Origin of the sequence: Aminobacter sp. BA135, assembly GCF_050859125.1 — a bacterium.
Taxonomy (GTDB): Bacteria; Pseudomonadota; Alphaproteobacteria; order Rhizobiales; family Rhizobiaceae; genus Aminobacter; species Aminobacter ciceronei.
Map to the genome: position 1 here is coordinate 526,593 of NZ_CP139572.1, position 23,408 is coordinate 550,000.

21 protein-coding genes, 1 tRNA gene and 2 rRNA genes (1 of these 24 only partly in view) are annotated in these 23,408 nt (G+C 62.7%); 20 read left to right on the forward strand and 4 right to left on the reverse strand.

Annotation, left to right across the window (positions count from 1 at the left end):
- Window positions 1-42: 42 nt before the first annotated feature.
- Window positions 43-507, reverse strand: a complete 465-nt coding sequence (locus SLT36_RS02565; protein ID WP_067955455.1) for an Lrp/AsnC family transcriptional regulator — start codon at window positions 505-507, stop codon at window positions 43-45.
- Window positions 508-637: 130 nt separating this feature from the next.
- Here SLT36_RS02565 and alr point away from each other — a divergent pair, with 130 nt between their 5' ends.
- The 20 genes from alr (at window position 638) to SLT36_RS02665 (ending at window position 20,969) form a co-directional block, all read left to right on the forward strand.
- Window positions 638-1,771 (forward strand): alanine racemase, encoded by a 1,134-nt coding sequence (gene alr / locus SLT36_RS02570; RefSeq protein ID WP_432285684.1) that lies wholly within the window; start codon window positions 638-640, stop codon window positions 1,769-1,771.
- 15 nt (window positions 1,772-1,786) lie between these two features.
- A complete protein-coding gene (locus SLT36_RS02575; protein WP_432285686.1) occupies window positions 1,787-3,040 on the forward strand; it encodes a D-amino acid dehydrogenase in 1,254 nt (417 codons plus the stop codon).
- 362 nt (window positions 3,041-3,402) lie between these two features.
- A complete protein-coding gene (locus tag SLT36_RS02580) occupies window positions 3,403-4,131 on the forward strand; it encodes a FadR/GntR family transcriptional regulator (RefSeq protein WP_115729853.1) in 729 nt (242 codons plus the stop codon).
- Complete coding sequence (locus SLT36_RS02585; RefSeq protein WP_432285687.1) at window positions 4,128-5,309, forward strand: PLP-dependent transferase; 1,182 nt, start codon at window positions 4,128-4,130, stop codon at window positions 5,307-5,309. Before SLT36_RS02580 ends, SLT36_RS02585 begins: the two co-directional genes overlap by 4 nt.
- A gap of 30 nt (window positions 5,310-5,339) precedes the next feature.
- Window positions 5,340-6,617, forward strand: coding sequence for an ABC transporter substrate-binding protein (locus tag SLT36_RS02590; protein ID WP_432285688.1), 1,278 nt, complete (start codon window positions 5,340-5,342; stop codon window positions 6,615-6,617).
- A gap of 190 nt (window positions 6,618-6,807) precedes the next feature.
- Window positions 6,808-7,731: a carbohydrate ABC transporter permease gene (locus SLT36_RS02595; RefSeq protein WP_432285689.1), complete on the forward strand. Its 924-nt coding sequence runs from the start codon at window positions 6,808-6,810 to the stop codon at window positions 7,729-7,731.
- Window positions 7,731-8,579: a carbohydrate ABC transporter permease gene (locus SLT36_RS02600; protein ID WP_182576069.1), complete on the forward strand. Its 849-nt coding sequence runs from the start codon at window positions 7,731-7,733 to the stop codon at window positions 8,577-8,579. Before SLT36_RS02595 ends, SLT36_RS02600 begins: the two co-directional genes overlap by 1 nt.
- Window positions 8,580-8,583: 4 nt before the next feature.
- Window positions 8,584-9,654, forward strand: coding sequence for an ABC transporter ATP-binding protein (locus tag SLT36_RS02605; protein WP_432285690.1), 1,071 nt, complete (start codon window positions 8,584-8,586; stop codon window positions 9,652-9,654).
- Between the two features lie 1,069 nt (window positions 9,655-10,723).
- Complete coding sequence (locus SLT36_RS02610; RefSeq protein WP_432285691.1) at window positions 10,724-12,721, forward strand: methyl-accepting chemotaxis protein; 1,998 nt, start codon at window positions 10,724-10,726, stop codon at window positions 12,719-12,721.
- 7 nt (window positions 12,722-12,728) lie between these two features.
- Window positions 12,729-13,031, forward strand: coding sequence for an STAS domain-containing protein (locus SLT36_RS02615; RefSeq protein WP_432285693.1), 303 nt, complete (start codon window positions 12,729-12,731; stop codon window positions 13,029-13,031).
- Window positions 13,028-13,393, forward strand: a complete 366-nt coding sequence (locus SLT36_RS02620) for a response regulator (protein ID WP_432285694.1) — start codon at window positions 13,028-13,030, stop codon at window positions 13,391-13,393. Before SLT36_RS02615 ends, SLT36_RS02620 begins: the two co-directional genes overlap by 4 nt.
- Before the next feature lie 25 nt (window positions 13,394-13,418).
- Window positions 13,419-15,596: a chemotaxis protein CheA gene (locus tag SLT36_RS02625; protein ID WP_432288225.1), complete on the forward strand. Its 2,178-nt coding sequence runs from the start codon at window positions 13,419-13,421 to the stop codon at window positions 15,594-15,596.
- A 4-nt stretch (window positions 15,597-15,600) separates the two neighbouring features.
- Complete coding sequence (locus tag SLT36_RS02630) at window positions 15,601-16,065, forward strand: chemotaxis protein CheW (RefSeq protein WP_154387179.1); 465 nt, start codon at window positions 15,601-15,603, stop codon at window positions 16,063-16,065.
- A complete protein-coding gene (locus SLT36_RS02635; protein ID WP_432285695.1) occupies window positions 16,062-16,958 on the forward strand; it encodes a CheR family methyltransferase in 897 nt (298 codons plus the stop codon). Before SLT36_RS02630 ends, SLT36_RS02635 begins: the two co-directional genes overlap by 4 nt.
- Entirely contained in the window at window positions 16,955-18,025 is a 1,071-nt protein-coding gene (locus tag SLT36_RS02640; RefSeq protein ID WP_432285696.1) for a protein-glutamate methylesterase/protein-glutamine glutaminase, read from the forward strand. Before SLT36_RS02635 ends, SLT36_RS02640 begins: the two co-directional genes overlap by 4 nt.
- A complete protein-coding gene (locus tag SLT36_RS02645; RefSeq protein ID WP_067955473.1) occupies window positions 18,003-18,392 on the forward strand; it encodes a response regulator in 390 nt (129 codons plus the stop codon). The genes SLT36_RS02640 and SLT36_RS02645 overlap by 23 nt, the downstream gene beginning before the upstream one ends.
- Window positions 18,393-18,418: 26 nt before the next feature.
- On the forward strand, window positions 18,419-18,925 hold the full coding sequence (locus tag SLT36_RS02650) for a chemotaxis protein CheD (RefSeq protein ID WP_432288227.1): 507 nt from the start codon (window positions 18,419-18,421) through the stop codon (window positions 18,923-18,925).
- 61 nt (window positions 18,926-18,986) lie between these two features.
- Window positions 18,987-19,328 (forward strand): hypothetical protein, encoded by a 342-nt coding sequence (locus SLT36_RS02655; RefSeq protein ID WP_432285697.1) that lies wholly within the window; start codon window positions 18,987-18,989, stop codon window positions 19,326-19,328.
- Between the two features lie 86 nt (window positions 19,329-19,414).
- Entirely contained in the window at window positions 19,415-20,230 is an 816-nt protein-coding gene (locus tag SLT36_RS02660) for a glycosyltransferase family 32 protein (RefSeq protein WP_432285698.1), read from the forward strand.
- Window positions 20,231-20,240: 10 nt separating this feature from the next.
- Window positions 20,241-20,969 carry a phytanoyl-CoA dioxygenase family protein gene (locus SLT36_RS02665; protein WP_432285699.1) on the forward strand — a complete coding sequence of 243 codons (729 nt, stop codon included), beginning with the start codon at window positions 20,241-20,243 and terminating at the stop codon, window positions 20,967-20,969.
- Window positions 20,970-21,398: 429 nt separating this feature from the next.
- On the opposite strand, the gene SLT36_RS02670 is transcribed toward SLT36_RS02665, so the two are convergent.
- From SLT36_RS02670 to SLT36_RS02680, 3 genes are all read right to left on the reverse strand, one after another.
- Window positions 21,399-21,475, reverse strand: a tRNA-Met gene (locus tag SLT36_RS02670).
- Window positions 21,476-21,644: 169 nt separating this feature from the next.
- Window positions 21,645-21,759, reverse strand: a 5S ribosomal RNA gene (rrf, locus tag SLT36_RS02675).
- A gap of 100 nt (window positions 21,760-21,859) precedes the next feature.
- Window positions 21,860-23,408 (reverse strand): 23S ribosomal RNA (locus SLT36_RS02680); it runs 1,263 nt beyond the window's last position.

Genomic DNA, 23,408 nt, shown 5'->3' on the forward strand with positions numbered 1-23,408 from the left:
CTGACAACAAAGCCGGCGCACCACCAGGGCGCCGGCTTTTCTTCACGACGTCTTCGGCCGTTTCGACTGCAGGATGTTGCGGATCGAGAAGCTCGAATGGATGCGGGCGAGGCCAGGCAGCGCCGACAGGATCTCCTTGTGCACGCGCTCGAAATCGCCGGCACTGGCCACTTCGACACGCAGGAAATAGTCGGAATCGCCGGTCATCAGGTAGCACTCCTTGATCTCGGGGTAGCGCCGCACCGCGAGCTCGAAGCGGTTGAAATACTCCTCGGTCTGCCGCTCCAGCGTGATCTGGACGATCACGGCGATGCCCTCGTCGGCGGCGGCATTGCCGATGATCGCGGTGTAGCCCCTGATGACCCCTTCCTGCTCCAGCAACTGCACCCGTCTGAGACAGGCCGATGGCGACAGGCCAACCTCGGCCGCGAGGCTGGCATTGCTGACGCGCGCATTGGCGCGCAATGCCCGGATGATGCCGCGGTCGATGGCGTCCAGAGAGGGCATCGCAGTTCCTTTCAACAACGCTTCGAAAATTGCACAGATTGCGCACAGTTCGCATGATCGTCATCACATTGGCAAGATTTTCGCCGATCATTGCGATATTCTTCTGACAAGGTGAGGACAATTTCGTGATATGACAATGGGCGTGCAAAGCGACATCGAGAGCCGTGCGGCATGCGGCGTGCTGACCATCGATCTCGACGCTCTGGTCGAGAACTATCGGCAGCTGAGCCAGCGCAACGCGCCTGAAAGGACCGCGGCGGTGGTCAAGGCCGATGCCTATGGGCTCGGCGTGGCCGAGGTCGCTCCGGCTCTATACGCCGCCGGGTGCCGCGACTTCTTCGTCGCCCATTTCATCGAAGCGGTCAGGCTGAAGCCGCATCTCACTGCTGACGCACGCATCCTGGTGCTCAACGGTCTGATGCCGGGCAGCGAGGCCGATTGCGCCGACCTCGGCGTGGTGCCGGTGCTGAACTCGCTCGAACAGGTCGCCAACTGGTCGGCCACATCAAGGGCGCGCAACGTTACGTTGGCGGCAGCACTCCAGGCCGACACCGGCATGTCGCGGCTCGGGCTCGAGCCGCAGGAGCTGGAAACGCTGCTCGCCGAACCACACCGGCTCGACGGCATCCGCATCGACATCGTGATGAGCCATCTCGCCTGCGGCGACGAGCCGGCGCATGATGCCAACGCCCGCCAGCTCGGACGCATGCGGGACGTGCGCGCACGCTTCCCCGATGCCAAGCTGTCCTTTGCCAATTCCGCCGGCATCTTCCTGGGCGACGATTTTCATGGCGATCTCGCCCGCCCGGGCATAGCGCTCTATGGCGGCGCGCCGCTCGGCGAGGGCGTCAATCCGATGCAGCAGGTGGTCCGCCTCGACGTCGGCGTCGTCCAGACCCGCACCGTGACGGCGGGTGCCGAGGTGGGCTATGGGGCAAGCTTCGTCGCCAGGTCCGAAATGCTGCTCGCCACCATCGCCGCAGGTTATGCCGACGGCCTGCCGCGCCATCTCAGCAATTCAGGCGCTGCCTGGTTCGGTGACGTGCGCCTGCCGATCGTCGGGCGCGTGTCGATGGACAGCATCATTCTCGACGTCACCGGCTTGCCGGCCGGAACATTGAAGCTTGGCGACATGGTCGAACTGATCGGCCCGCACCAGACGCTCGAAATGATCGCGTCGGATGCCGGCACCATTTCCTACGAAATCCTGACCAGCTTGGGCCGGCGCTACAGACGCCGCTACCTCAGCCCGGCAGAGCGCTAAACTACAGGGGCAATCATGCGCATAGTCATTCTGGGTGCCGGTGTCATCGGCGTCACCTCCGCCTACTACCTGGCCAAGCAGGGTCACAAGGTGACTGTGCTCGACCGCCAGGCCGGCCCGGCGCTGGAAACCAGCTTTGCCAATGCCGGCGAGATTTCGCCCGGCTATGCCTCGCCCTGGGCCGCCCCCGGCATTCCGCAGAAGGCGATGAAGTGGCTGTTCATGAAGCACGCGCCGCTGATCATCCAGCCGATGCTCGACGTCTCGACCTGGCGCTGGGTGACGGCGATGCTGCGCAACTGCACCTCGGCCCGCTATGCGCTCAACAAGAGCCGCATGGTGCGGCTTGCCGAATACAGCCGCGACCAGCTGATTTCACTGCGCGACGACACCGGCATCCAGTACGATCATCGCACGCAGGGCACGTTGCAGCTGTTCCGCTACCAGAAGCAGCTCGACGGCATGGCAAAGGACATCGAGGTGCTGCAGAGCGACGGTGTTCCTTATGAAGTGCTCGATCCCGCCGGCTGCGTTGGTGCCGAACCGGGTCTGGCGCCGGTGCGCGAGAAGATCGCCGGTGGCCTGCGCCTGCCGAATGACGAGACCGGCGACTGCTTCAAGTTCACCAACGAGCTGGCCAAACTCGCGGAACAGCTCGGCGTCGAATTCCGCTACAATGTGAAGCTGGAAAGCCTGCGCCAGGAAGGCAAGCGCATCGTCGCCGTCCGCACCTCGGAAGGCGATGTCGAGGCCGACATGTTCGTCGGCGCACTCGGCAGCTTCACGCCGTCCTTCGTCAAGCCGCTGGGCCTCCGGGTCCCGGTCTATCCGGTCAAGGGCTATTCGATCACCGTGCCTATCGTCGACGAGAGCAAGGCGCCGGTGTCGACGATCATGGACGATACCTACAAGATCGCCATTACCCGCCTCGGCGACCGTATCCGCGTCGGCGGCATGGCCGAGATCGCCGGCTTCAACACCGACCTGTCGCCGTCGCGCAAGGCGACGCTGCAGTTCTCGGTCGAGGACCTGTTCGGCGGCGCCGCCGACCAGAGCCGCGCCACCTTCTGGAGCGGGCTGAGGCCGATGACGCCGGATGGTACGCCGGTCATCGGACGCACCAAGTTCGACAACTTCTACCTCAACACCGGCCACGGCACGCTGGGCTGGACCATGGCCTGCGGTTCGGGCCGGGTGCTGGCCGACATGATCGGCGGCGTGCGTCCCGAGATCGACGTCTCCGACCTCGCTCTGTCGCGCTACGCCTGAAAACATCAGCTGTCGCGCGGGCGCCAGGCCGTGCCTGCGTTTTCCGATGCTACGACCCTCGTCGCCCAGCTGACTGTCTTGTCGCAATAGGCCGCTCTCCGACCTCGGAGAAGGCCTATTGTGCATCGCATTGTCCGCAAGGCTTTGAAAACATTGCGAAGATGACCCCACCGGCCAGTTGACCACGACCGTCGACAACACTCATCTCGACGCGGCATCCAGCATCGCCAGATGCCTTGTATCAGTTGCCCACGACCGGTGTCCGGCAAGTCGCTCCTGAACTTTCCTGACATTCGCGATTGACAGCCGCAACTGGCCATGCAGAAATTGGTCTGACCATTGTACCATTTGAAGGCCGCGACGTGCTCGACCTGCCCCCCCTCCAAGCCACTGCGCGCGATGATGCAGTCCTCAACGTGCTGGCAGATTTCGTCATCCACGAAGAGCTGAAGCCCGGCGACCGGTTGCCGACCGAGCGCGTCCTGTCGGAGCGGCTGAAGGTCAGCCGCACCACCGTGCGCGAGGCGCTGACGCGCTGGGAAGGACTTGGCTTGGTGGAACGTCGCCAGGGCAGCGGCACCTATCTCAAGGCGGCGGTATCGCGCGACATGCTGCATCTGCCGCTGACATTTGCCTCGGGCAACGACTTCGAAAGCCTGATGCACACGCTGGAAATCCGCCGTGGCCTCGAGGCCGAAGCCGCCGCCCTGTGCGCCCTGCGCGCCGGTCCGGCCGAAGTCGAGATCATCCGCCAGAAGCTCGAGGTCATGGAAGAAGCCTTCCATGCCCGCGCCGGCATGTCCTCGGACGAAGACTGGGATTTCCACCAGGCGATCTACCGCGTGTCGGGCAATCCGCTGTTCGAACAGATCATCTCGGCAATGCATGAGCTGTTCCACCGTTTCTGGGAGCATCCGCTCGGCGTCCGCGATTTCGGCCACGCCAGCTTTCCCTATCACCGCACGGTCTACGAGCGGATTGCGGCTGGCGACGCCGAAGGAGCGCGCGGCGAAGCGCTGAAACTGATTGCCACCGTCGAGGCCGACCTTCGCCGCGGCGACGCCAATCTCAAACGTGCGGGATACAAATGAACAGCGAGTTCGAGCGCGATTTCATAGCCGAGGCGGCGACCTTGCTGGCCCATGACGAGCCGTTCCCCGGCGGCGCTGTGGTTCCGCCGATCTACCAGACATCGTTGTTCACTTTCGACAGCTATGCCGAGATGGCGGACGTGTTTGCCGGGCGCAGCACCAAGCCGATCTATTCGCGCGGCAACAACCCGACGGTCATGGAATTCGAGAGCAAGATCGCCGCCCTTGAAGGGGCCGAGGCGGCGCGCGGATTTTCCAGCGGCATGGCGGCAATCAGCTCGACCGTACTCGCCTTTGTCGGCGCGGGTCAGCGCATCGTCGCCATCCGCAACTGCTACGGCGACGCCTACCGCCTGTTCGAGCGGCTGTTGCCGCATCTCGGCATCAAGGTCGATTATGTCGACGGCTCCGACCCGGACGCGGTGAAGGCAGCACTGCCGGGCGCGGCGATGCTCTATCTCGAAAGCCCGACCTCGATGATGTTCGAGCTGCAGGACCTCGAGGTGTTGACGGCACTCGCCAAGGCGCAAGGCATCGTCACCGTCATCGACAATTCGTGGGCGACGCCGCTGTTCCAGAAGCCGATCCTGCACGGCGTCGACGTGGTCATGCATTCGGCATCGAAATATCTCGGCGGCCACAGCGACACAGTTGCCGGCGTCGTCGCCGGCTCGGCCGAGCACATCCGCCGCATCAACGAGCGCACCTATCCCTATCTCGGCGCCAAGCTGTCGCCTTTCGAGGCGTGGCTCTTGCTGCGCGGCCTGCGCACGCTGCCTTTGCGCCTGCCGCACCACATGAAGAGCGCGCTGACGATTGCCGAACGGCTGAAGGGCCACGGCGGTGTCGAGCGCGTCAACCACCCCGCCTTCTCCAACCATCCGGGCAAGAAGACGCTCACTGGCTATTCCGGCCTGTTCTCCTTCGAGGTGACCGACGACATCGACGTGCCTGCCTTCACCGACGCGCTGAAACTGTTCCGCATCGGCGTCAGCTGGGGCGGTCACGAAAGCCTCGTGGTGCCGGCGCTCGCCTCGCTGCAGCAGACGCCGGATGCCAATTCGATCGGCCGGTTCGGGGTCAGCCCGCGAACCATCAGGCTGAATATCGGGCTGGAAAACGTGGAGGATCTTTGGGCCGACGTCAGTCGGGCCTTCGAGAGTGCAACAAGAAAATAACTTCAAGATCCAAGAATGGGAGTGACTGGAATGAAGAAGTACGGAGTGTTGTTCGCGGCGGCCATGGGCCTCGCATTGTCGGCGGGGTCGGCGCTCGCCGACTCGACAATCAAGATGGTGGAGGTCATCACCAGCCCGCCGCGCACCGAATTCCTGAAAAAGCAGATCGCCGAATTCGAGACCGCCAATCCGGGCATCAAGGTAGAGCTCGTCTCGCTGCCCTGGGGTCAGGCGTTCGAAAAATTCCTGACCATGGTCCAGGCCGGCGACACGCCCGACATCGTCGAGATGCCCGAGCGCTGGCTCGGCCTCTACGGCACCAACGGCCAGCTCGAGGATCTCACGCCCTACATGGCCAAGTGGGGTGACGCCGCAACGCTCGGCGACCGCGCCAAGCAGTTCGGTTCCGTCGTCGACGGCAAGCAGTACATGCTTCCCTACGGCTACTACCTGCGCGCCATGTTCTGGAACAAGAAGCTGTTCAAGGAAGCCGGCCTCGACCATGCGCCGACGACGCTCGACGAGTTCATGGACGCCAACAAGAAGATCTCAGCCATTCCAGGCAAGTATGGCTACTGCATGCGCGGCGGCCCCGGCGGCTTCAACGGCGTGCAGATGTTCATGAACATCGCCAACGGCAAGGGCGGCTACTTCAACGAGGACGGCACTTCGACCATCAACGAGGAAGGCTCGGTCAAGGGCCTGCAGATGCTGGCCGACATCTACAAGGAAGGCTACGCGCCCAAGGACAGCGTCAGCTGGGGCTTCAACGAGATCGTCACCGGCTTCTACTCCGGCACATGCGCCATGCTCGACCAGGATCCGGACGCGCTGATCGGCATCGCCGAAAAGATGAAGGCGGAAGACTTCGCCGTGGCCCCGATGCCGGCCGGTCCGTCTGGAAAATCCTATCCGACGCTCGGCTATGCCGGGTGGTCGATGTTCGCCAGTTCCAAGGTCAAGGACGACGCCTGGAAGCTGATGTCGACGCTGCTTTCGCCGGCAAACAATATCGGCTGGGCCAAGGAAGTCGGCGTGCTGCCGATCCACAACAGCGCCGCCGACGATCCGCACTTCAAGACCGAGCAGTTCAGGGGCTGGTTCGAGGAGCTGAACAATCCCGACAAGTTCGAGTTCGTGACGCCGCCGGTGCATCTCGAAAACCTCGGCAACTTCTATGACCAGGTCTCGGTCAAGAATGTCCAGGAGGTGCTCCTCGGCCAGCGCACGGCCAAGGACATCGCCGACGAGTGGGCTGCGTTTCTGACCAAGGAACAGCAGGACTGGATGGCCAAAAGCAAGAAGTAACGGCCATGGCGGGGCAGCGATGTCCCGCCAACCCTGCCCTGTCGCCAGGGCTCCTTTGCTGCCCCCTCGCGACCGCGTTTCGCGGTCATGCCGGCATCGCCGCCAAGCCCTTTCTCCCCTTGGAGACGAGGTCGCGCGCGAGGGGGCGATCTTTTCGCCATGCCGAAAGCATCGCCCGAAAGCGTCGCCCATGACCACTGCAGTCGCCGAATCGAGTTCGCCCCGCAAGGCGGGGCGCAGGGGTTCCGTCCTGCCCGGCTTCGAGCCGTGGCTTTATCTCAGCCCAGCCCTGATCCTGCTGGTCACGGTGCTGCTCGTGCCGCTGATCATCGGCATCAGCTATTCGTTTCGTAAATTCTCGGCCTTCAAGTCCGAATATGTCGGCCTCGGCCAGTACCAGGCACTGTTTTCCGATCCGCTGCTTGCCCAAGCGCTGGTCAACACCCTGTGGTGGACCGTCGGCAGCCTGTTCTTCCAGTTCTTCCTCGGACTCGGCCTGGCGCTCCTGCTCGACCGGCCGTTCTGGGGCCGCAAGGTGGTGCAGGCGGTGGTGTTCCTGCCCTGGGCGGTACCATCCTTCCTGTCCGGCCTCACCTGGGCCTGGTTGTTCAACCCGATCGTCGGGCCGCTGCCACATTGGCTCTACGCCATGGGCATCATGGCCGAGCCGAGCAACATCCTGGCCGACCCCAAGATCGCCATGTGGGGGCCGATCATCGCCAATGTCTGGTTCGGCATCCCGTTCTTCGCCATCACGCTTCTGGCGGCACTGAAGTCGATCCCGTCCGAGCTGCACGAGGCCGCGGCCATCGACGGCGCCTCGCCATGGCAGCGCTTTTCCAAAGTGACGCTGCCGTTCCTGGCGCCGACAATAGCCATCACCGTCATGCTGCGCACGATCTGGATCGCGACCTTCGCCGACCTGATCTTCGTCATGACCTCGGGCGGACCGGCCGGCTCGACCAACACGGTCGCCACCTACATCTATGTCAGCGCCTTCAAGTCGCTCGACAAGGGTTACGCCTCGGCGGTGGCAGTGCTGCTGCTCATCCTTCTCATCGTCTATGCGGTGGTGCTGATCGGCATCCGCCGCTCGCTCGCGAGGTACTCGTGATGATTGCCGGACGCTCCAATTCCGCGCGCCTGCTCGGCGGTATCGGGCTCTACGGCGCCATTGCTGCCTACGTCATCTTCGCGCTGTTTCCGATCTACTGGACGCTGAAGATCTCGGTGACGCCGCAGTCGCTGCTCTATTCCGAAGGCATCACGCTGTGGCCGTCGGCGACGACCTTCGAGAACTATGCCACGGTGCTGAAGGCCAGCGATTTTCCGCTCTATTTCTTCAACAGCGTGCTGGTCTCCGTGACCACGGCCATCCTGGTGACCGTCATCGCCTCGGGCGCCGGCTACGCCATGTCGCGCTTCTCCTTCCGTGGCAAGACGACGGTGGCGATAGCCCTTTTGCTGACGCAGACCTTCCCGCTGGTGATGGTCATCCCGCCGATCTACCGCATCATGGGCGAGATCGGCCTGACCAACAGCCTGACCGGGCTGATCATCATCTACACCGCCTTCAACACCGCCTTCGCGACCTTCCTGATGCAATCCTTCTTCGACGGCATACCGAAAGACCTGGAGGAAGCGGCGATGATCGACGGCTGCACCCGCTTCGAGGCTTTGCGCCGCATCATCATCCCGCTGACGCTGCCCGGCATGGGGGCGACGCTCGGCTTCGTCTTCACCGCGGCGTGGAGCGAACTTCTGTTCGCGCTGATGCTGATCTCCAGCGAGGGCCAGAAGACCTTCGCCGTCGGACTGCTCACCTTCATCGGCAAATTCGCCGTCGACTGGGGACAGATGATGGCGGCGTCGATCCTGGCGCTCATCCCGGTCTGCATCTTCTTCGCATTCCTGCAACGCTATCTTGTGACCGGCCTGACCGCCGGCGCCGTCAAAGGGTAGGACCATGGCTTCGGTTACACTCAACAAGGTCCAAAAGGATTACGGTTCGCTCAACGTGCTCCAGGCCGTTGACCTCGAAATTTCAGACGGCGAGTTCGTGGTGCTCGTCGGCCCCTCCGGTTGCGGCAAGTCGACCTTGCTGAGAATGATCGCCGGTCTGGAAGAGGTTTCGGCGGGTGAGATCCGCATTGGCGAGCGCGTCGTCAACGACGTCGCGCCCAAGGACCGCGACATCGCCATGGTGTTCCAGTCCTATGCGCTCTATCCGCACATGAACGTCGCGTCGAACATGGGCTTCAGCCTGGCGCTTCGAAAGGCCGAGAAGGGCGCGATCGACACCAGGGTCAATGGCGCGGCGAACCGGCTCGGCCTCGACAAGCTGTTGGCGCGTCTGCCGCGCCAGCTCTCCGGCGGCCAGCGCCAGCGCGTCGCAATGGGCCGCGCCATCGTGCGCGACCCTAAGGTGTTCCTGTTCGACGAGCCGCTCAGCAACCTGGATGCCAAGCTGCGCGTGCATATGCGCACCGAAATCAAGGCACTGCACCAGCAGCTCAAGACGACATCGGTCTATGTCACCCACGACCAGGTCGAGGCAATGACGATGGCCGACCGTATCGTCGTCATGCATGATGGCGTCGTCCAGCAGGTCGGCGCGCCGCTCGACCTCTACGACCGGCCCGCCAACGCTTTCGTTGCCGGCTTCATCGGCTCGCCGGGCATGAACTTCCTGCCGGCGACTGTCACGCGGACGGGCGATGATGCAGCGGCCGTCCTGAGCGACGGCCAGCGCCTGCCCGTACTGGCCAGCCTGCCGGTTGCCGACGGTGACGAGGTAACGATAGGGTTGCGGCCCGAGCATATGCGCGTCGCCGGCGATGGCGGCATCGCCGTGCGGGTCGAGGTGGTCGAGCCTCTCGGCCTGTCGACGCAATTTTATGCCAGGCTTGCCGGCCAGCAGGCGTGTGTCTTTGCCATGGGGCGGGTCGCGGTGAAGCCTGACGACACCGTCCGGCTGTCGGTAAGTGCTGCCGACTTGCATGTATTCAATCCGAAGAGCGGCCAGCGCATCGGCTAAGCTAGCCGCGAGCTGGTACCACCAGCATCCATCTTGTGAAGGCGTCGGCCAAAGTCGGCGCCTTTTTCGTTTGTGTACAAACTTTCAACGACGCCATTCATTCGTGTGGGAACGGCCCAGGCGGCATTTTCATTTGTGCACAAAGCGTCCTCGGCGGCCAGCGACGATGCGTTCTGCAACTAGACAGGAAGTAAAACGTGCGCGGATTCAACTAAGGGAAGCAGCCAGCGCGCGACCGGCGTCAAGTGTAGCAAGCGATGATTCCCCTTGTCCGGCGAATGGCAAAACCGGCTCACAACCGGCGCGCGCAGACACCACCGCCGATCGCGTGACTCAAGGTCAACTTCGGCGTCAAACCGCAAAAAAATTTGCACGACTCTGCGGAATTTCGCAGCGCATCGACCTCTGAACTCTAACAAGTCGACCGCCACCTGTGGCAAGAATGAGGCAGATCGATAGCCGCCTTTCCCTTGAGTCACCGGGCAGCAACCGTGCGAAAAAGCCGAAAATGCAGCGGATTCGACTGTCAGCGGCGGCTTACATGGATCGGTGCCGACTAGGATCTAGCCGGATTCAACTGACCAGTGATCTTGCAAGAGTACTGGTTTATCTTAAGCGGATCATTCTCAATACCGACGGCTTATCTTTCGCACATTGCTTGCGCGGCGCGAATGACTCTTGTCGTACAAGTACTGATGACCCGGATCCTTGGCAGCGTTGCCGGCATTTACACTTGGGTAATTTCTTCTGAATACGTCGAGTCAACGAGATAGCTAAATTTTTAAGTACAGGGAGGGGTTCCTGTCGGCGCTCTCGGGGAATGAAGTAGCAGGCAAGACATGAGCATTTTCTAATAAGCTACGTTTGAGAAACCTCTCTTAGATCTCCTCCTTTTCGAAGCAAAACACGCGCTGGCGACGCCGCCGGCGCCATCCCCTACTCACATTCCTGCATGTCTTCAGGCGGTGCGAAGCGAAAAAGCTTCCCAGCGATCGGCCATACTTTGCCGACGAAGAAGACCTGTGGGGCCAGGCAACCAAGTTCTACCTCTACGGCAAGGAAACGCCCAATGAGTTCCACCTTCGACCCGACAGCAACCCACTACGGCGCTCCGCCGCAGAAAGGGGGCTTCTCCGCCGCCAATCTTTCCATCACCCGCAAGCTGGTGCTTGCCTTCTCGGCGATCGTCATCGTCAGCCTCGTCGTCGGCGGGATGATGATGCGCGCGCTGAGCCAGCTCGAAGCTGCCAGCGCGGAGCTTCAGGTTGCAAGTGGCGTTCTCAACACACTCGGCAAAGCCGAAGCCCTGCATCTCGACCGCGCCAACATCGCCCGCACCTATGTGCTGAGCCTGCGCGAGGACGTCGCCAAGCGCTATCACGACACGTCGCTGAACGTCGACAAGACCATCGCCGACGCCCGGAGCCGGCAGATCACCGACAAGGACGTGATCGCGGCGATCGACAATTTCCAGGCAGCCGCCAACAACTGGCGCAACGAGATTGGCGATCCGATCGTCCAGCTCGCTGGCAAGCCGGAAACCTATGATCGCGGCCGCGAGCTCGCTGGTTCGACCCGCGCCTCGGAAGTGCAGGCTACCGTCCGCAAGGCGGTTGCCGAGATGCAGGCCGAGATTGGCAAATGGGAAGAGGACACTGCGGTTCTCAAGAACGACGCCATTGCGACAGCACAGTACCTGCAGCTCGGCAGCGCGGGCCTGATCATCGCTATCCTTGTGGTGATCGCGCTGTGGCTCTCCAGCCAGATCGCAACGCCGGTCAACAACATGACGCATGCGATGCGTAGCCTGGCTTCCGGTGACCTCAAGGTCGTGGTTCCGGCCATCGGTCGTCGCGACGAAGTCGGCCAGATGGCGTCCGCGGTGCAGACCTTCAAGGAAGCCGCGATCGAGAAGGTTCGTCTCGAGGCAGAAGCCGCCGAGACGCGCCGCCGCGCCGAGGACGAGGCCGCACTGCGCGCCGCGCAGAAGGCCGAGGAAGATCGCCAGGACATGGTTGCGATCTCGGCTCTGGGCCACGGCCTCGACGCACTTTCCAAGGGCGACCTGATGCACCGCATCGACGCACCGTTCCCGGACAAGCTGGTCAAGCTGCGCCAGGACTTCAACGAGTCGGTCGAGAAGCTGCAGCAGACCATGCTCAGCATCACGTCCAGCGTGAAGGCAATCCACGCCGGCACCGGCGAGATCTACACCGCCGCCGACGACCTGTCGCGCCGCACCGAACAGCAGGCCGCAAGCCTCGAAGAGACCGCAGCTGCGCTCGACGAGATCACCGCGACCGTCAAGAAGACGGCCGAAGGTGCAGTGCATGCCCGTGATGTCGTCTCGACGGCCAAGACCGATGCCGAGACCAGCGGCGTGGTGGTGCGCAAGGCGATCGACGCCATGGGCACGATCGAGAAGTCGTCCGAGCAGATCAGCCGCATCATCGGCGTGATCGACGAGATCGCCTTCCAGACCAACCTCCTGGCGCTCAACGCCGGTGTCGAAGCGGCTCGCGCCGGCGACGCTGGACGCGGCTTCGCCGTGGTTGCCTCGGAGGTGCGCGCACTGGCCCAGCGTTCGGCGGAAGCCGCCCGCGAGATCAAGAGCCTGATCTCCGCTTCGACGACCCAGGTCGGCGAAGGTGTCAAGCTGGTCGCCGAGACCGGCAAGGCACTGGAGCGCATCGTTCTCCAGGTGGCCGAGATCAATGCCGTCGTCACCAACATCGCCGCCAGCGCGCATGAGCAGTCGACCGGTCTCGACCAGGTCAACTCGGCGGTCAACCAGATGGACCAGGTGACCCAGCAGAACGCCGCGATGGTCGAGGAATCGACTGCCGCAAGCCACTCGCTGTCGCAGGAAACCGAAGAACTGTCGCGCCAGATCAGCACGTTCCGGCTCGGCAAGCTCTCGGTCGTCGAGTCCTCCGGCCGCCCGGCAAGCGCCAAGTCCCCTGCGTCGCGCGCACCACGCCCCGAGCTGAAGGTTGCATCCTCGAGCTTCGGTTCTTCCGCAGCCCGTGCGATCGCTCCGGCGGCCGACGACTGGCAGGAGTTCTGAGCCAGCCATGACCACCGTGTCCGATCCTTCACAACGGATACTCGAGCTTGCGGCAGCGCTGGACTTCAGGGCGGCAGCGCCTCTGACCGAAAGCCTGCTCGCAATGCGCGGAACCGCGCTGACCATCGATGCCTCGCGCGTGGAGCGGATCGGCGGTCAATGCCTTCAGGTTCTCCTGTCGGCGCAACAAACCTGGAGCGCGGATGACGCCGCGCTCTCCTTCACCAACCTGACGCCCGGCTTCGTCGAAGGCCTGCGGCTCCTGGGCTTCTCGGAAGCGGATTTCACCAGGGAGGAGATGCCGGAATGAGCGCGACCATTTTGACCGTCGATGATTCTCGCACCATGCGCGAGATGCTGAAACTGGCGCTGACGCAAGCCGGCTACAGGGTCATTCAAGCCGAGGACGGCGTCCATGGCCTCGAGGTGCTGAAGACAGAGACCCCGCGTGTCATCGTCACCGACATCAACATGCCCCGCATGGATGGTTTCGGCTTCATCGAGCATGTGCGTGCAGACGACACCTATCGCGGCATTCCGATCCTGGTGCTGACCACCGAGAGCGATGCCGAGAAGAAGGATCGCGCCCGCCGTGCGGGTGCGACCGGCTGGATCATCAAGCCATTCGATCCTGCCAAGCTGATCGACGCCATCCGCCGCGTGTCGGCCTGAACCAGGAGACATGTCCGTGGACGCAATGGCAGCGGTCAAGCAGACCTTCTTCCAGGAGTGCGAGGAACAACTCGCCGAACTGGAAACCGGCCTTCTCGCGATGGAACGCGGGGAAGCCGAATCCGACACCGTGAACGCGGTTTTCCGCGCGGTGCATTCGATCAAGGGCGGCGCTGGCGCCTTCAGCCTAGAAGACCTGGTGCAGTTCGCCCATGTCTTCGAAACCACGCTCGACCACGTCCGCAACGGCGCGCTGGAACCGACGGCCGACGTCATGGCAGTCATGCTGCGCGCCGCCGACCTTCTGGCAGATCTCGTGGCGGCGGCACGCGATGGCCACACGGTCGACAGCGGCCGCAGCGAAGTGCTTGTCGGCGAGCTCACCGCACTGAGCCCCGGCGGGGCGGAGGCGGAAGCCGAAGAAGAAGACGACATGAGCGACTTCTCCTTCACGCCCGTCACCGTGGCGTTCGATTTCTCGGACGCACCTGTCGAAATCGGGCGCAGCTACACGATCACTTTCAAGCCCAGGCCCGAACTCTATGCCAAGGGCAACGAGACGGTGCTGGTGCTGCGCGAACTGGAACGGCTCGGCGAGCTGGACATCAGCTGCGACGCAAGCGGCTTGCCGTCTCTCGCCGAACTCGATCCGGAAGGCGCCTATCTCGAATGGACCATCAAGCTCACCACCGAAAAGGGTGAGGACGCGATCCGCGAAGTCTTCGAATTCGTGGAATGGGATTCCAGCCTGACCATCCAGGCAGCCGGCGCCGGTTCCTCCGATGCCGAGCCCGGCGCCGACTCGACCGAAGACGCATTCGCTGCCCTGCTCCGCTCCATCCAGGGCGACGAGGCGGCTCAGCCGGCAACGACGGCGGAGATCATCCCGCTGCCATCGGCCGAGGAACGCGAGGCTGTTGCCGAAGTCGAGGCCCAGCCGACGAAGGCTGCCGCGGCGCGCAACAGCGAAGGCGGCGCCAATGCCAATGCGGGTGCCCCGCAGACCATCCGCGCCGATCTCGAGCGTGTCGACCGACTTATCGACCTTGTCGGCGAGCTCGTCATCAACCAGGCGATGCTGTCGCAGCGCGTCATGGAAGCCGGACACGTACCTGGATCCGCTGTGGCCCTTGGCCTCGACGAGCTCGAGCACCTGACGCGCGAGATCCAGGACTGTGTCATGGCGATCCGCGCCCAGGCGGTGAAGTCGGTGTTCCAGCGCATTCCGCGCCTGGTGCGCGAAGTTGCCAGCATGACCGGCAAGCAGGTCCGCCTGATCACTGACGGCGAAGGCACCGAAGTCGACAAGACGGTGATCGACCGCCTGAACGACCCATTGACGCACATGATCCGCAACGCCATCGACCATGGGCTGGAAAAGCCCGAGGTGCGTATCGCCGCCGGCAAGCCGGCCGAAGGCGTTGTGCGTCTTTCGGCGATGCACCGCTCGGGCCGCATCGTCATTGAGGTTGCCGACGACGGCGCCGGCATCAACCGCTCGCGGGTCAAGGCGATCGCTGTGGAGAAGGGTCTGATCGCAGCCGACGCCGTGCTGTCCGACGAGGAGATCGACAATCTGATCTTCCTGCCTGGCTTCTCCACGGCATCGGAAGTGTCGAACATCTCTGGCCGCGGCGTCGGCATGGACGTGGTCAAGCGCTCGATCCAGGGTCTTGGCGGTCGGTTGTCGATCACCTCGCGCCCCGGCAAGGGCTCGACCTTCACCATGAGCCTGCCACTCACGCTCGCCGTGCTCGACGGCATGGTGGTGACGGTGGCCGACCAGACGCTGGTCGTGCCGCTGACGGCGATCATCGAGACATTGCAGCCCAAGGCAGCCGACGTGCACGGCCTCGGCGGCGGCTCCAGGGTCATTGCGATCCGCGATGCGTTTACGCCGCTGATCGACGTCGGCCGCGAGCTCGGCTTCCGCAACACCGCCACCGATCCGCTGGCAGGCGTGGCAATCCTGGTCGAGACCGAAGGCGGCCGCCGCAGCGCCCTGCTCGTCGACACGATCCAGGGCCAGCGCCAGGTCGTCATCAAGAGTCTGGAGTCCAACTACAGGCATGTGCCGGGCATCGCCGCAGCAACCATCCTCGGCGATGGCCGCGTCGCCCTCATCATCGATGTCGACACCGTGATCGCCAATTCGCAGTCCGACGCGACCATTCTTGAACCCGTTCTTGCAGCAGCAGGGTGATGCCATGATCGAGACCACCAAACACGACAACAGCAGCCGCGAACTCATCGCGTTCCGTATCGGCGAGCAGGAATTCTGCGTCGACATCATGTCGGTGCGCGAGATCAGAGGCTGGGCACCGGCGACTGTGCTGCCGAAGTCACCGCCCTACGTCCGCGGTGTCATCAACCTGCGCGGCGCGATCCTGCCGATCGTCGATCTCGCTGCCCGCCTCGGCTTCCAGCCGCCGGAGCCTACCGTTCGCCATGTTATCATGGTGGCTCAGGTCGGCACCCAGGTGGTGGGCCTACTGGTCGACGCCGTGTCCGACATATTGTCGGTCACCGACGACGCCATCAAGCCGACGCCCGACGTCGCCTCGGACATGGCCAAGACCTTCGTACGCGGCGTGCTGGCCATCGAAGGCCGCATGATCAGCCTGATCGCGCTGGACAACGTCCTGCCGGCGCTTGAGCCGATCGCGGCATGACCAGTCTGCAAAACATCGACAAGCCGCGCAATCAGCGCCAGAGCCTGGTCGCCGGTGAGTTCGTGCTCACCGGCGAGGACCTGCGGCAGATCGCGGCGATGCTCCATGCCGACGCCGGCATCCATCTGACCGAGGCGAAGGCAGCACTCGTCTACTCCCGGCTGTCCAAGCGCCTGCGGGCGCTCGGACTGGAAAGCTTCCGCGACTACTGCGCGCTCATCGCCTCCCGCGAGGGTCTCGACGAGCGCCAGAAGATGCTGGCGGCGTTGACCACAAACGTCACCAATTTCTACCGTGAGCCGCATCACTTCGAACATCTGGCCAAGCAGGTACTGCCGCCGCTGCTCGAAGCGGCGAGGCGCGGCGGCCGCGTCAGGATCTGGTCTGCGGCGTGCTCCAATGGCGCCGAACCCTATTCGATCGCCCTGACGATCCTGTCGCTGATGCCGGAAGCCGCCAACCACGACATCCGGGTTCTGGCGACCGACATCGACCCCAACATGGTCGCGTTCGGTCGCGAGGGAATCTACAGCGAGGCAGCCCTTCGCCCGGTGCCGCCTGATTTGCGCCGGCGCTGGTTCACGCCAGTCCGCTCAGGCGACGGCAACTCGTTCAGCGCTGCCGACGAAATGCGTACGATCGTGGCTTTCCGCGAGCTCAACCTGATCGGCGCATGGCCGATGAAGGGTCAGTTCCAGGCGATCTACTGCCGCAACGTCGTCATCTATTTCGAGGAAGCGACGCAGTCGCGGATCTGGAGCCGCTTCGTTCCGCTGCTGACGGCGGGCGGCACGCTCTATATCGGCCATTCCGAGCGCGTCTCAGGGCCTGCGACGGCGGATTTCCAGCCCGAAGGGATCACCACCTACAAGCTGCGCGCAGGCGCCGCATGAAGCCGGTTCGCGTTCTCATCGTCGACGATTCCGCCACCATGCGCACACTGCTTTCCGCAGTGCTGCGCCTCGACCCGGCCATCGAGGTCGTCGGCCATGCCGCCGACCCGCTGGAGGCACGCGCCAAGATCAAGGAACTCAATCCCGACGTCATCACGCTCGACGTCGAGATGCCGAACATGAACGGGCTCGAATTCCTCGAGAAGATCATGCGGCTGAGGCCGATGCCCGTCATCATGGTGTCGAGCCTGACCTCAAGGGATGCCACGGCCACGATCACGGCCCTCGAGATCGGCGCCTTCGACTGTATTTCCAAGGCGTCGTTCAGCGACGACCGCGCCTTCGGCGCGCTGCAAGCGACGGTGAAGGCAGCAGCACGTGCCCAGATCCGCCCGCTGGCGACGAACCAGCCGAACGCCCAGCGCGAGCAGCCTGCTGCCAACGCCGACTATGTGCCCAACGGCAAGGTCGTGGCGATCGGCTCGTCGACGGGCGGCGTCGAGGCGCTGATCACCGTGCTGTCGCAGTTTCCGGAGAACTGCCCGCCCACCGTGATCACCCAGCATATGCCGGCAGCCTTTACCAAGAGCTTCGCCGAGCGCCTCAACCGCATGTCGCGGCCACGTGTCAGCGAGGCCGTCGATGGCGCGCCGCTGACGACCGGGCACATCTATCTCGCCCCCGGTGGTGCCACGCATCTCGAGATTTCGGGGCCCGGCCAGTTGCGCTGCCGGCTGCGCAGCACCGATCCGGTCAATGGCCATCGGCCGTCGGTCGACGTGCTGTTTGCCTCGGTGGCCAAGGCGACAGGCTCGAAATCCATCGGCGCGATCCTGACCGGCATGGGCCGCGACGGTGCTGCCGGACTGCTGCAGATGCGCCAGGCCGGCGCCGGCACGATCGGTCAGGACGAGGCCACCAGCCTTGTCTACGGCATGCCCAGGGTCGCTTTCGAAGTCGGCGCGGTCGAGCGGCAGGCGCCGCTGGACAAGATCGCCTCCCACATCCTCGCGCTGACGCGCTCGAATTCCAACGGAGCTAAAAATGTCCTTCCTCGAACACTTTAAGGTCCTCGTGGTCGACGATACGACGACCAGCCGCATGCTCATCACCGATGCGCTGCAGGAGATGGGCATCCGCAAGATCGCCATCGCCAAGGACGGGGAGCAGGCGCTGCGCATGATGATGGAGCAGCCCTCGCACATGGTCATCTCCGACTTCAACATGCCGAAGCTCGACGGACTGCAGCTGCTGAAGGCGATCCGCTCCTACGGCCCGACCCGGGCGACGCCGTTCATCCTCCTGACCGGCAAGGGCGACCGCCAGCTCCTGGAAGCCGCCGTGGCACTTGGCGTCAACAACTTCCTGACCAAGCCGTTCACCACGCCGGCGCTCAAGAAGGCTATCGAAGCAATCGTCGGGATCCTTAAGTGACCCTCGTAAACCAGCGCATCACCGTCATGCGCGGCGAATACCACGTGGTCGACCGGGAGGACGTCGTGCTGACGACCATTCTCGGCTCCTGTGTCGCCGCCTGCATTCGCGATCCCTTTGCCCGGACTGGCGGCATGAACCACTTCCTGCTGCCGGGCAACAATGGCCGCTCGTCGCTCGATGCCCAGAGTTACGGCGTCCACCTGATGGAGTTGCTCGTCAACGGCCTGCTGCAGCGTGGCGCCCATCGCCACCGGCTGGAAGCCAAGCTGTTCGGGGGGGCCCGGACCATCGATGGTCTTTCGGATATCGGCGCGATGAACGGCGAGTTTGCCGAGACGTTCCTGCGCAATGAAGGCATCAGCATCGTCGGCGGCGATCTCGGCGGCGATCGCGGCCGCCGGGTCGAATACTGGCCATTGTCGGGGCGCGCGCGCCAGGTCATGCTCTCCGGCGACAAGGGTTTTGTTGCGCCTGTTCCGCCCAAACAGCCATTGGTCGCGCCTTCGGGCGGTTCCGTCGAGTTCTTCTGATCTTCTGAAAGGCCGTTCCGACATGCCATCGCGTGCCACTGCACTTTGCCATGAGACACTTGTGCCCGTTTCCGAACTGCTCGGACGGGTGAGCAGCGAGTTGAATGACATCGCCGCTCAAGTGGAAAGGCTGCATCCGCTGGTTTCCGCCCAGAGCAGCCAGCTCGGCGGCAGCGACCCGCATTATGCGCAGGCGCTGCAGAGCTTTGACCACATCGAGCAGAAACTTCGATGCTTAGCCGGCTATGTCGACGAAATCGGCACGGGCACGAGCCCAGTCTGGCAGCTCGATCCGCAAGCGGCCCTCGCAGCGATCACCCTTTCAGACCTAGCAGCACGCCTGGCCGGCCAGACCTCCGCGCAGCCGAACGTCGCGCCATCGGGCGATTTTGAGCTGTTCTAGCCGCAACGTCCCCCTGCCCGACCAGACAGCCCCTTCTCACGCCCACGCTCGGGCTGATAACACGGTCGCAATCGGGGACGAATGGAATGACAAAACCGCCGCTGCGGCTTTTCCAGATCATGATCACCGACGGCGCGCAGCCGTCGCCAGCGACAACGGACAGCTTCGCGCGCAACGTCGAGTCGTTCAGGTCGACCTATCCCGACGCTGAGTACCGGCGCTACGACAACGAAGAACTGACCGCATTTCTCGCCGCCAGCTATCCCGAACCGGTACTGCAGGCTTATCAAGCGTTGACGCCTTACGCTTTCAAGGCGGATCTGGCGCGCTACTGCCTGCTGCATAGCTATGGCGGGCTCTATTCCGACCTGTCCTATCTCCACCTGCGCCCGATCGCGATCGGGAGCCGCTGCAAGATGGTGGTTTTCCGCGACATATCAGGCCACCCCTCCTGGGCGACGAGCAACGCGCTCATCTATGCCGAAGCCGGCAATCCGGTTCTGGCGCGGGCGATCGACCGCATCGTCACGCATTTCAACGCCCGCTTCTATGGACACTCGTCGCTGGAACCGACCGGACCCTATTTGTTCGGCCGCGTTCTTGCCGAGACGTCCGACTGGCGCTCGATCACCTTCGGCGACTCGCCGCGGCTGAACACCGACCAAAGCGGCAGGGTCAACATCGTCAAGATGATGCCGTCCGGAGAAATCGTGGCCATCCGCAACAAGACAGCGGAAGGCGAGTTCAGCGATCTGGTGCCATCAGGCGGAAACAACTACAATCGATTGTGGAGCGAACGGCGCATCTGGGGCGAGCCGGACACGCGTGGCCTGATCGAGCGACTGCGCTCCGATCTCAAGGCGAAGCGGGTGCGCAAGCGCCGATCGTTGAAGCAGGGCTGAGCTGGGGTGCATGGATCCGAAACTGACGAACCTGAGCCTGAGAGAGGGTTATTGCGTTCTGCCGCAAGTCTTCGCCAAAGCCGAAATCGAGGCATTTCGCCAAGCTGCCGTCGACAATCTCGGCAGCATGGGACAGACACGTAACGTCGCCCACTCCTACCATCTCGCCGGCTTTCATCGCTTTCCAGCCTTGGCGGCAGTCCACGCCAGGATCGCCACCGACGAGACGATCAACCGGTTCCTGCAGGCCTATTACCAGGACATCCCGTATTTCGCCCTTGGCTTGAGCGACATTACGGTCAATCGCTCCCAACACTGGCACACCGATCTGCTGCGTGGCCGCTACAGCGGTTTCCTCAAGGATTGCGATCCCTGGGCGGAGACGGCCGGATGCCTCAAGGCACTGGTCTATCTGCAGGACGGCGCCAGCCTTCGGATCCTGCCAGGCTCGCATCTTACGCCCACACCGCTCGATGACACGCGGCTCGAAACCCTTGCGGAAGCGTCGGCCGAGGACGTCGTTCGCATCGACGTTAGGGCCGGCGACGTGGTTCTGCTGGACATCCGGGCGCTTCATCGCGGGTCGACTGCAGCAGATATGGCGAGCGCGGAACTGGCCGCGCGGCCGAAGATCCTGGTGTCGACGGTGTTCGGGGGTGTCCGCTCGGCCTTTTCGCAGGCGATGCAGATCGGCAATGCGCATAGGATGGCCGACTGGGACAGGCGCTATTTGGCTTAGGCCTTCAGGAGCATGAGGCGGACGGGCGGAGCAGGTTTGGTCGAGGCCTGCCAGCTCAAGCTCCGGCGACCTTAGCCGGCGCGGACCGTGCCGCACTTTCAGCTGTCGCGTCACCAGCGTCCAGCCACGACAGAGCCGTCGGTGGTTTTGACCTTTGGGGACTTTTGATTGTTGGGTCTGCGGCATTGGCTTTGTTGCGTGCCCCTGATGCGCTTCAAGATCGGGCAGTCAGTGGGTTCCAGATAGCAAAAGGCCCGCCGTGGTTTTCACCTTGGCGGGCTTTTATTGTTGGTTGCGGGGACAGGATTTGGCTTTTTGTCCCGCGTCGTCGGCTTTGCCTTCTGGCGGGCCCCTGATGCAGGTTCACCTCGACCGTCACCTGCGTCCAAATACCAAAACAGCCCAGACAAGCTGGGCTGTTTTGGTATTTGGTTGCGGGGACAGGATTTGAACCTGTGACCTTCAGGTTATGAGCCTGACGAGCTACCGGGCTGCTCCACCCCGCGCCACCGGACTTTTGCGACAGGCAAAATGTCCTTTTTCAACGTTTTCAGACTTTTGCGACAGGCAAAATGTCTTTTGTCTGGCTTTTGCCAAAGGAAAGGGCCGCTTACGCGGCCCGTCTACCCGTTGGCGGGCCTTTTGTATCGAGAAGATTTAACATGCGCTTGGCAGACCTGGCAGCGACTTACTCTCCCGCGTCTTGAGACGAAGTACCATCAGCGCTGGAGCGTTTCACGGCCGAGTTCGGAATGGGATCGGGTGCAGCCGCTCCGCCATAACCACCAGGTCGGCAAAGCGCATGTTAATCGAGAAGCTGTTTTTGTGCTTTTGTCGCATTTCGTGACGATCCCTTTGGGATCGCACTGCGATGAACATAAGGAATGAGAACGATCAAGCCTATCGAACTATTAGTACCGGTAAGCTTCATGCGTTGCCGCACTTCCACACCCGGCCTATCAACGTGGTCGTCTTCCACGGTTCTCAGGGAATACTCGTTTTAAGGTGGGTTTCCCGCTTAGATGCCTTCAGCGGTTATCCCGTCCGGATATAGCTACCCTGCTATGCGGCTGGCGCCACAACAGGTCCACCAGAGATCCGTCCATCCCGGTCCTCTCGTACTAGGGACAGATCCTTTCAATATTCCTACACCCACGGCAGATAGGGACCGAACTGTCTCACGACGTTCTGAACCCAACTCACGTACCGCTTTAAATGGCGAACAGCCATACCCTTGGGACCTGCTCCAGCCCCAGGATGCGATGAGTCGACATCGAGGTGCCAAACAACCCCGTCGATATGGACTCTTGGGGGTCATCAGCCTGTTATCCCCGGCGTACCTTTTATCCGTTGAGCGATGGCCCTTCCACACGGGACCACCGGATCACTATGACCGACTTTCGTCTCTGCTCGACTTGTCAGTCTCGCAGTCAGGCGGGCTTATGCCATTGCACTCGACGACCGATTTCCGACCGGTCTGAGCCCACCATCGCGCGCCTCCGTTACTCTTTAGGAGGCGACCGCCCCAGTCAAACTACCCACCATACATTGTCCCGGACCCGGATAACGGGCCGCGGTTAGACATCCATAGAGATAAGGGTGGTATTTCAAGGGTGGCTCCACCAAGGCTGGCGCCCTGGCTTCAAAGCCTACCACCTATCCTACACATGCCACTACGAATGCCAATGTAAAGCTATAGTAAAGGTGCACGGGGTCTTTCCGTCTAACCGCAGGAACCCCGCATCTTCACGGGGAATTCAATTTCACTGAGTCTATGCTGGAGACAGCGGGGAAGTCGTTACGCCATTCGTGCAGGTCGGAACTTACCCGACAAGGAATTTCGCTACCTTAGGACCGTTATAGTTACGGCCGCCGTTTACTGGGGCTTCGATTCAAAGCTTGCACCTCTCCTCTTAACCTTCCAGCACCGGGCAGGCGTCAGACCCTATACGTCGTCTTGCGACTTCGCAGAGCCCTGTGTTTTTGATAAACAGTCGCTACCCCCTGGTCTGTGCCACCCTCACCCTGCTTGCGCAGGAAAGGGTCACGCTTCTTCCGAAGTTACGCGTGCAATTTGCCGAGTTCCTTCAGCATAGTTCTCTCAAGCGCCTTGGTATACTCTACCAGTCCACCAGTGTCGGTTTCGGGTACGGTCTATAAGGAGGAGCTATTTCCTGGAACCACTCCGCTGCAGGGATCAATCCAATAAGACCCCACAACATACGTGATCCGTCACTTCCTCCAGGCCCACGAATATTAACGTGGTTCCCATCGTCTACGCATTTCTGCCTCGACTTAGGGGCCGGCTAACCCTGCTCAGATTAGCTTTAAGCAGGAACCCTTGGACTTTCGGCGGGGGTGTCTCTCACACCCCTTACGTTACTCATGTCAGCATTCGCACTTCTGATACCTCCACCGCCCCTCACAGGTACGGCTTCG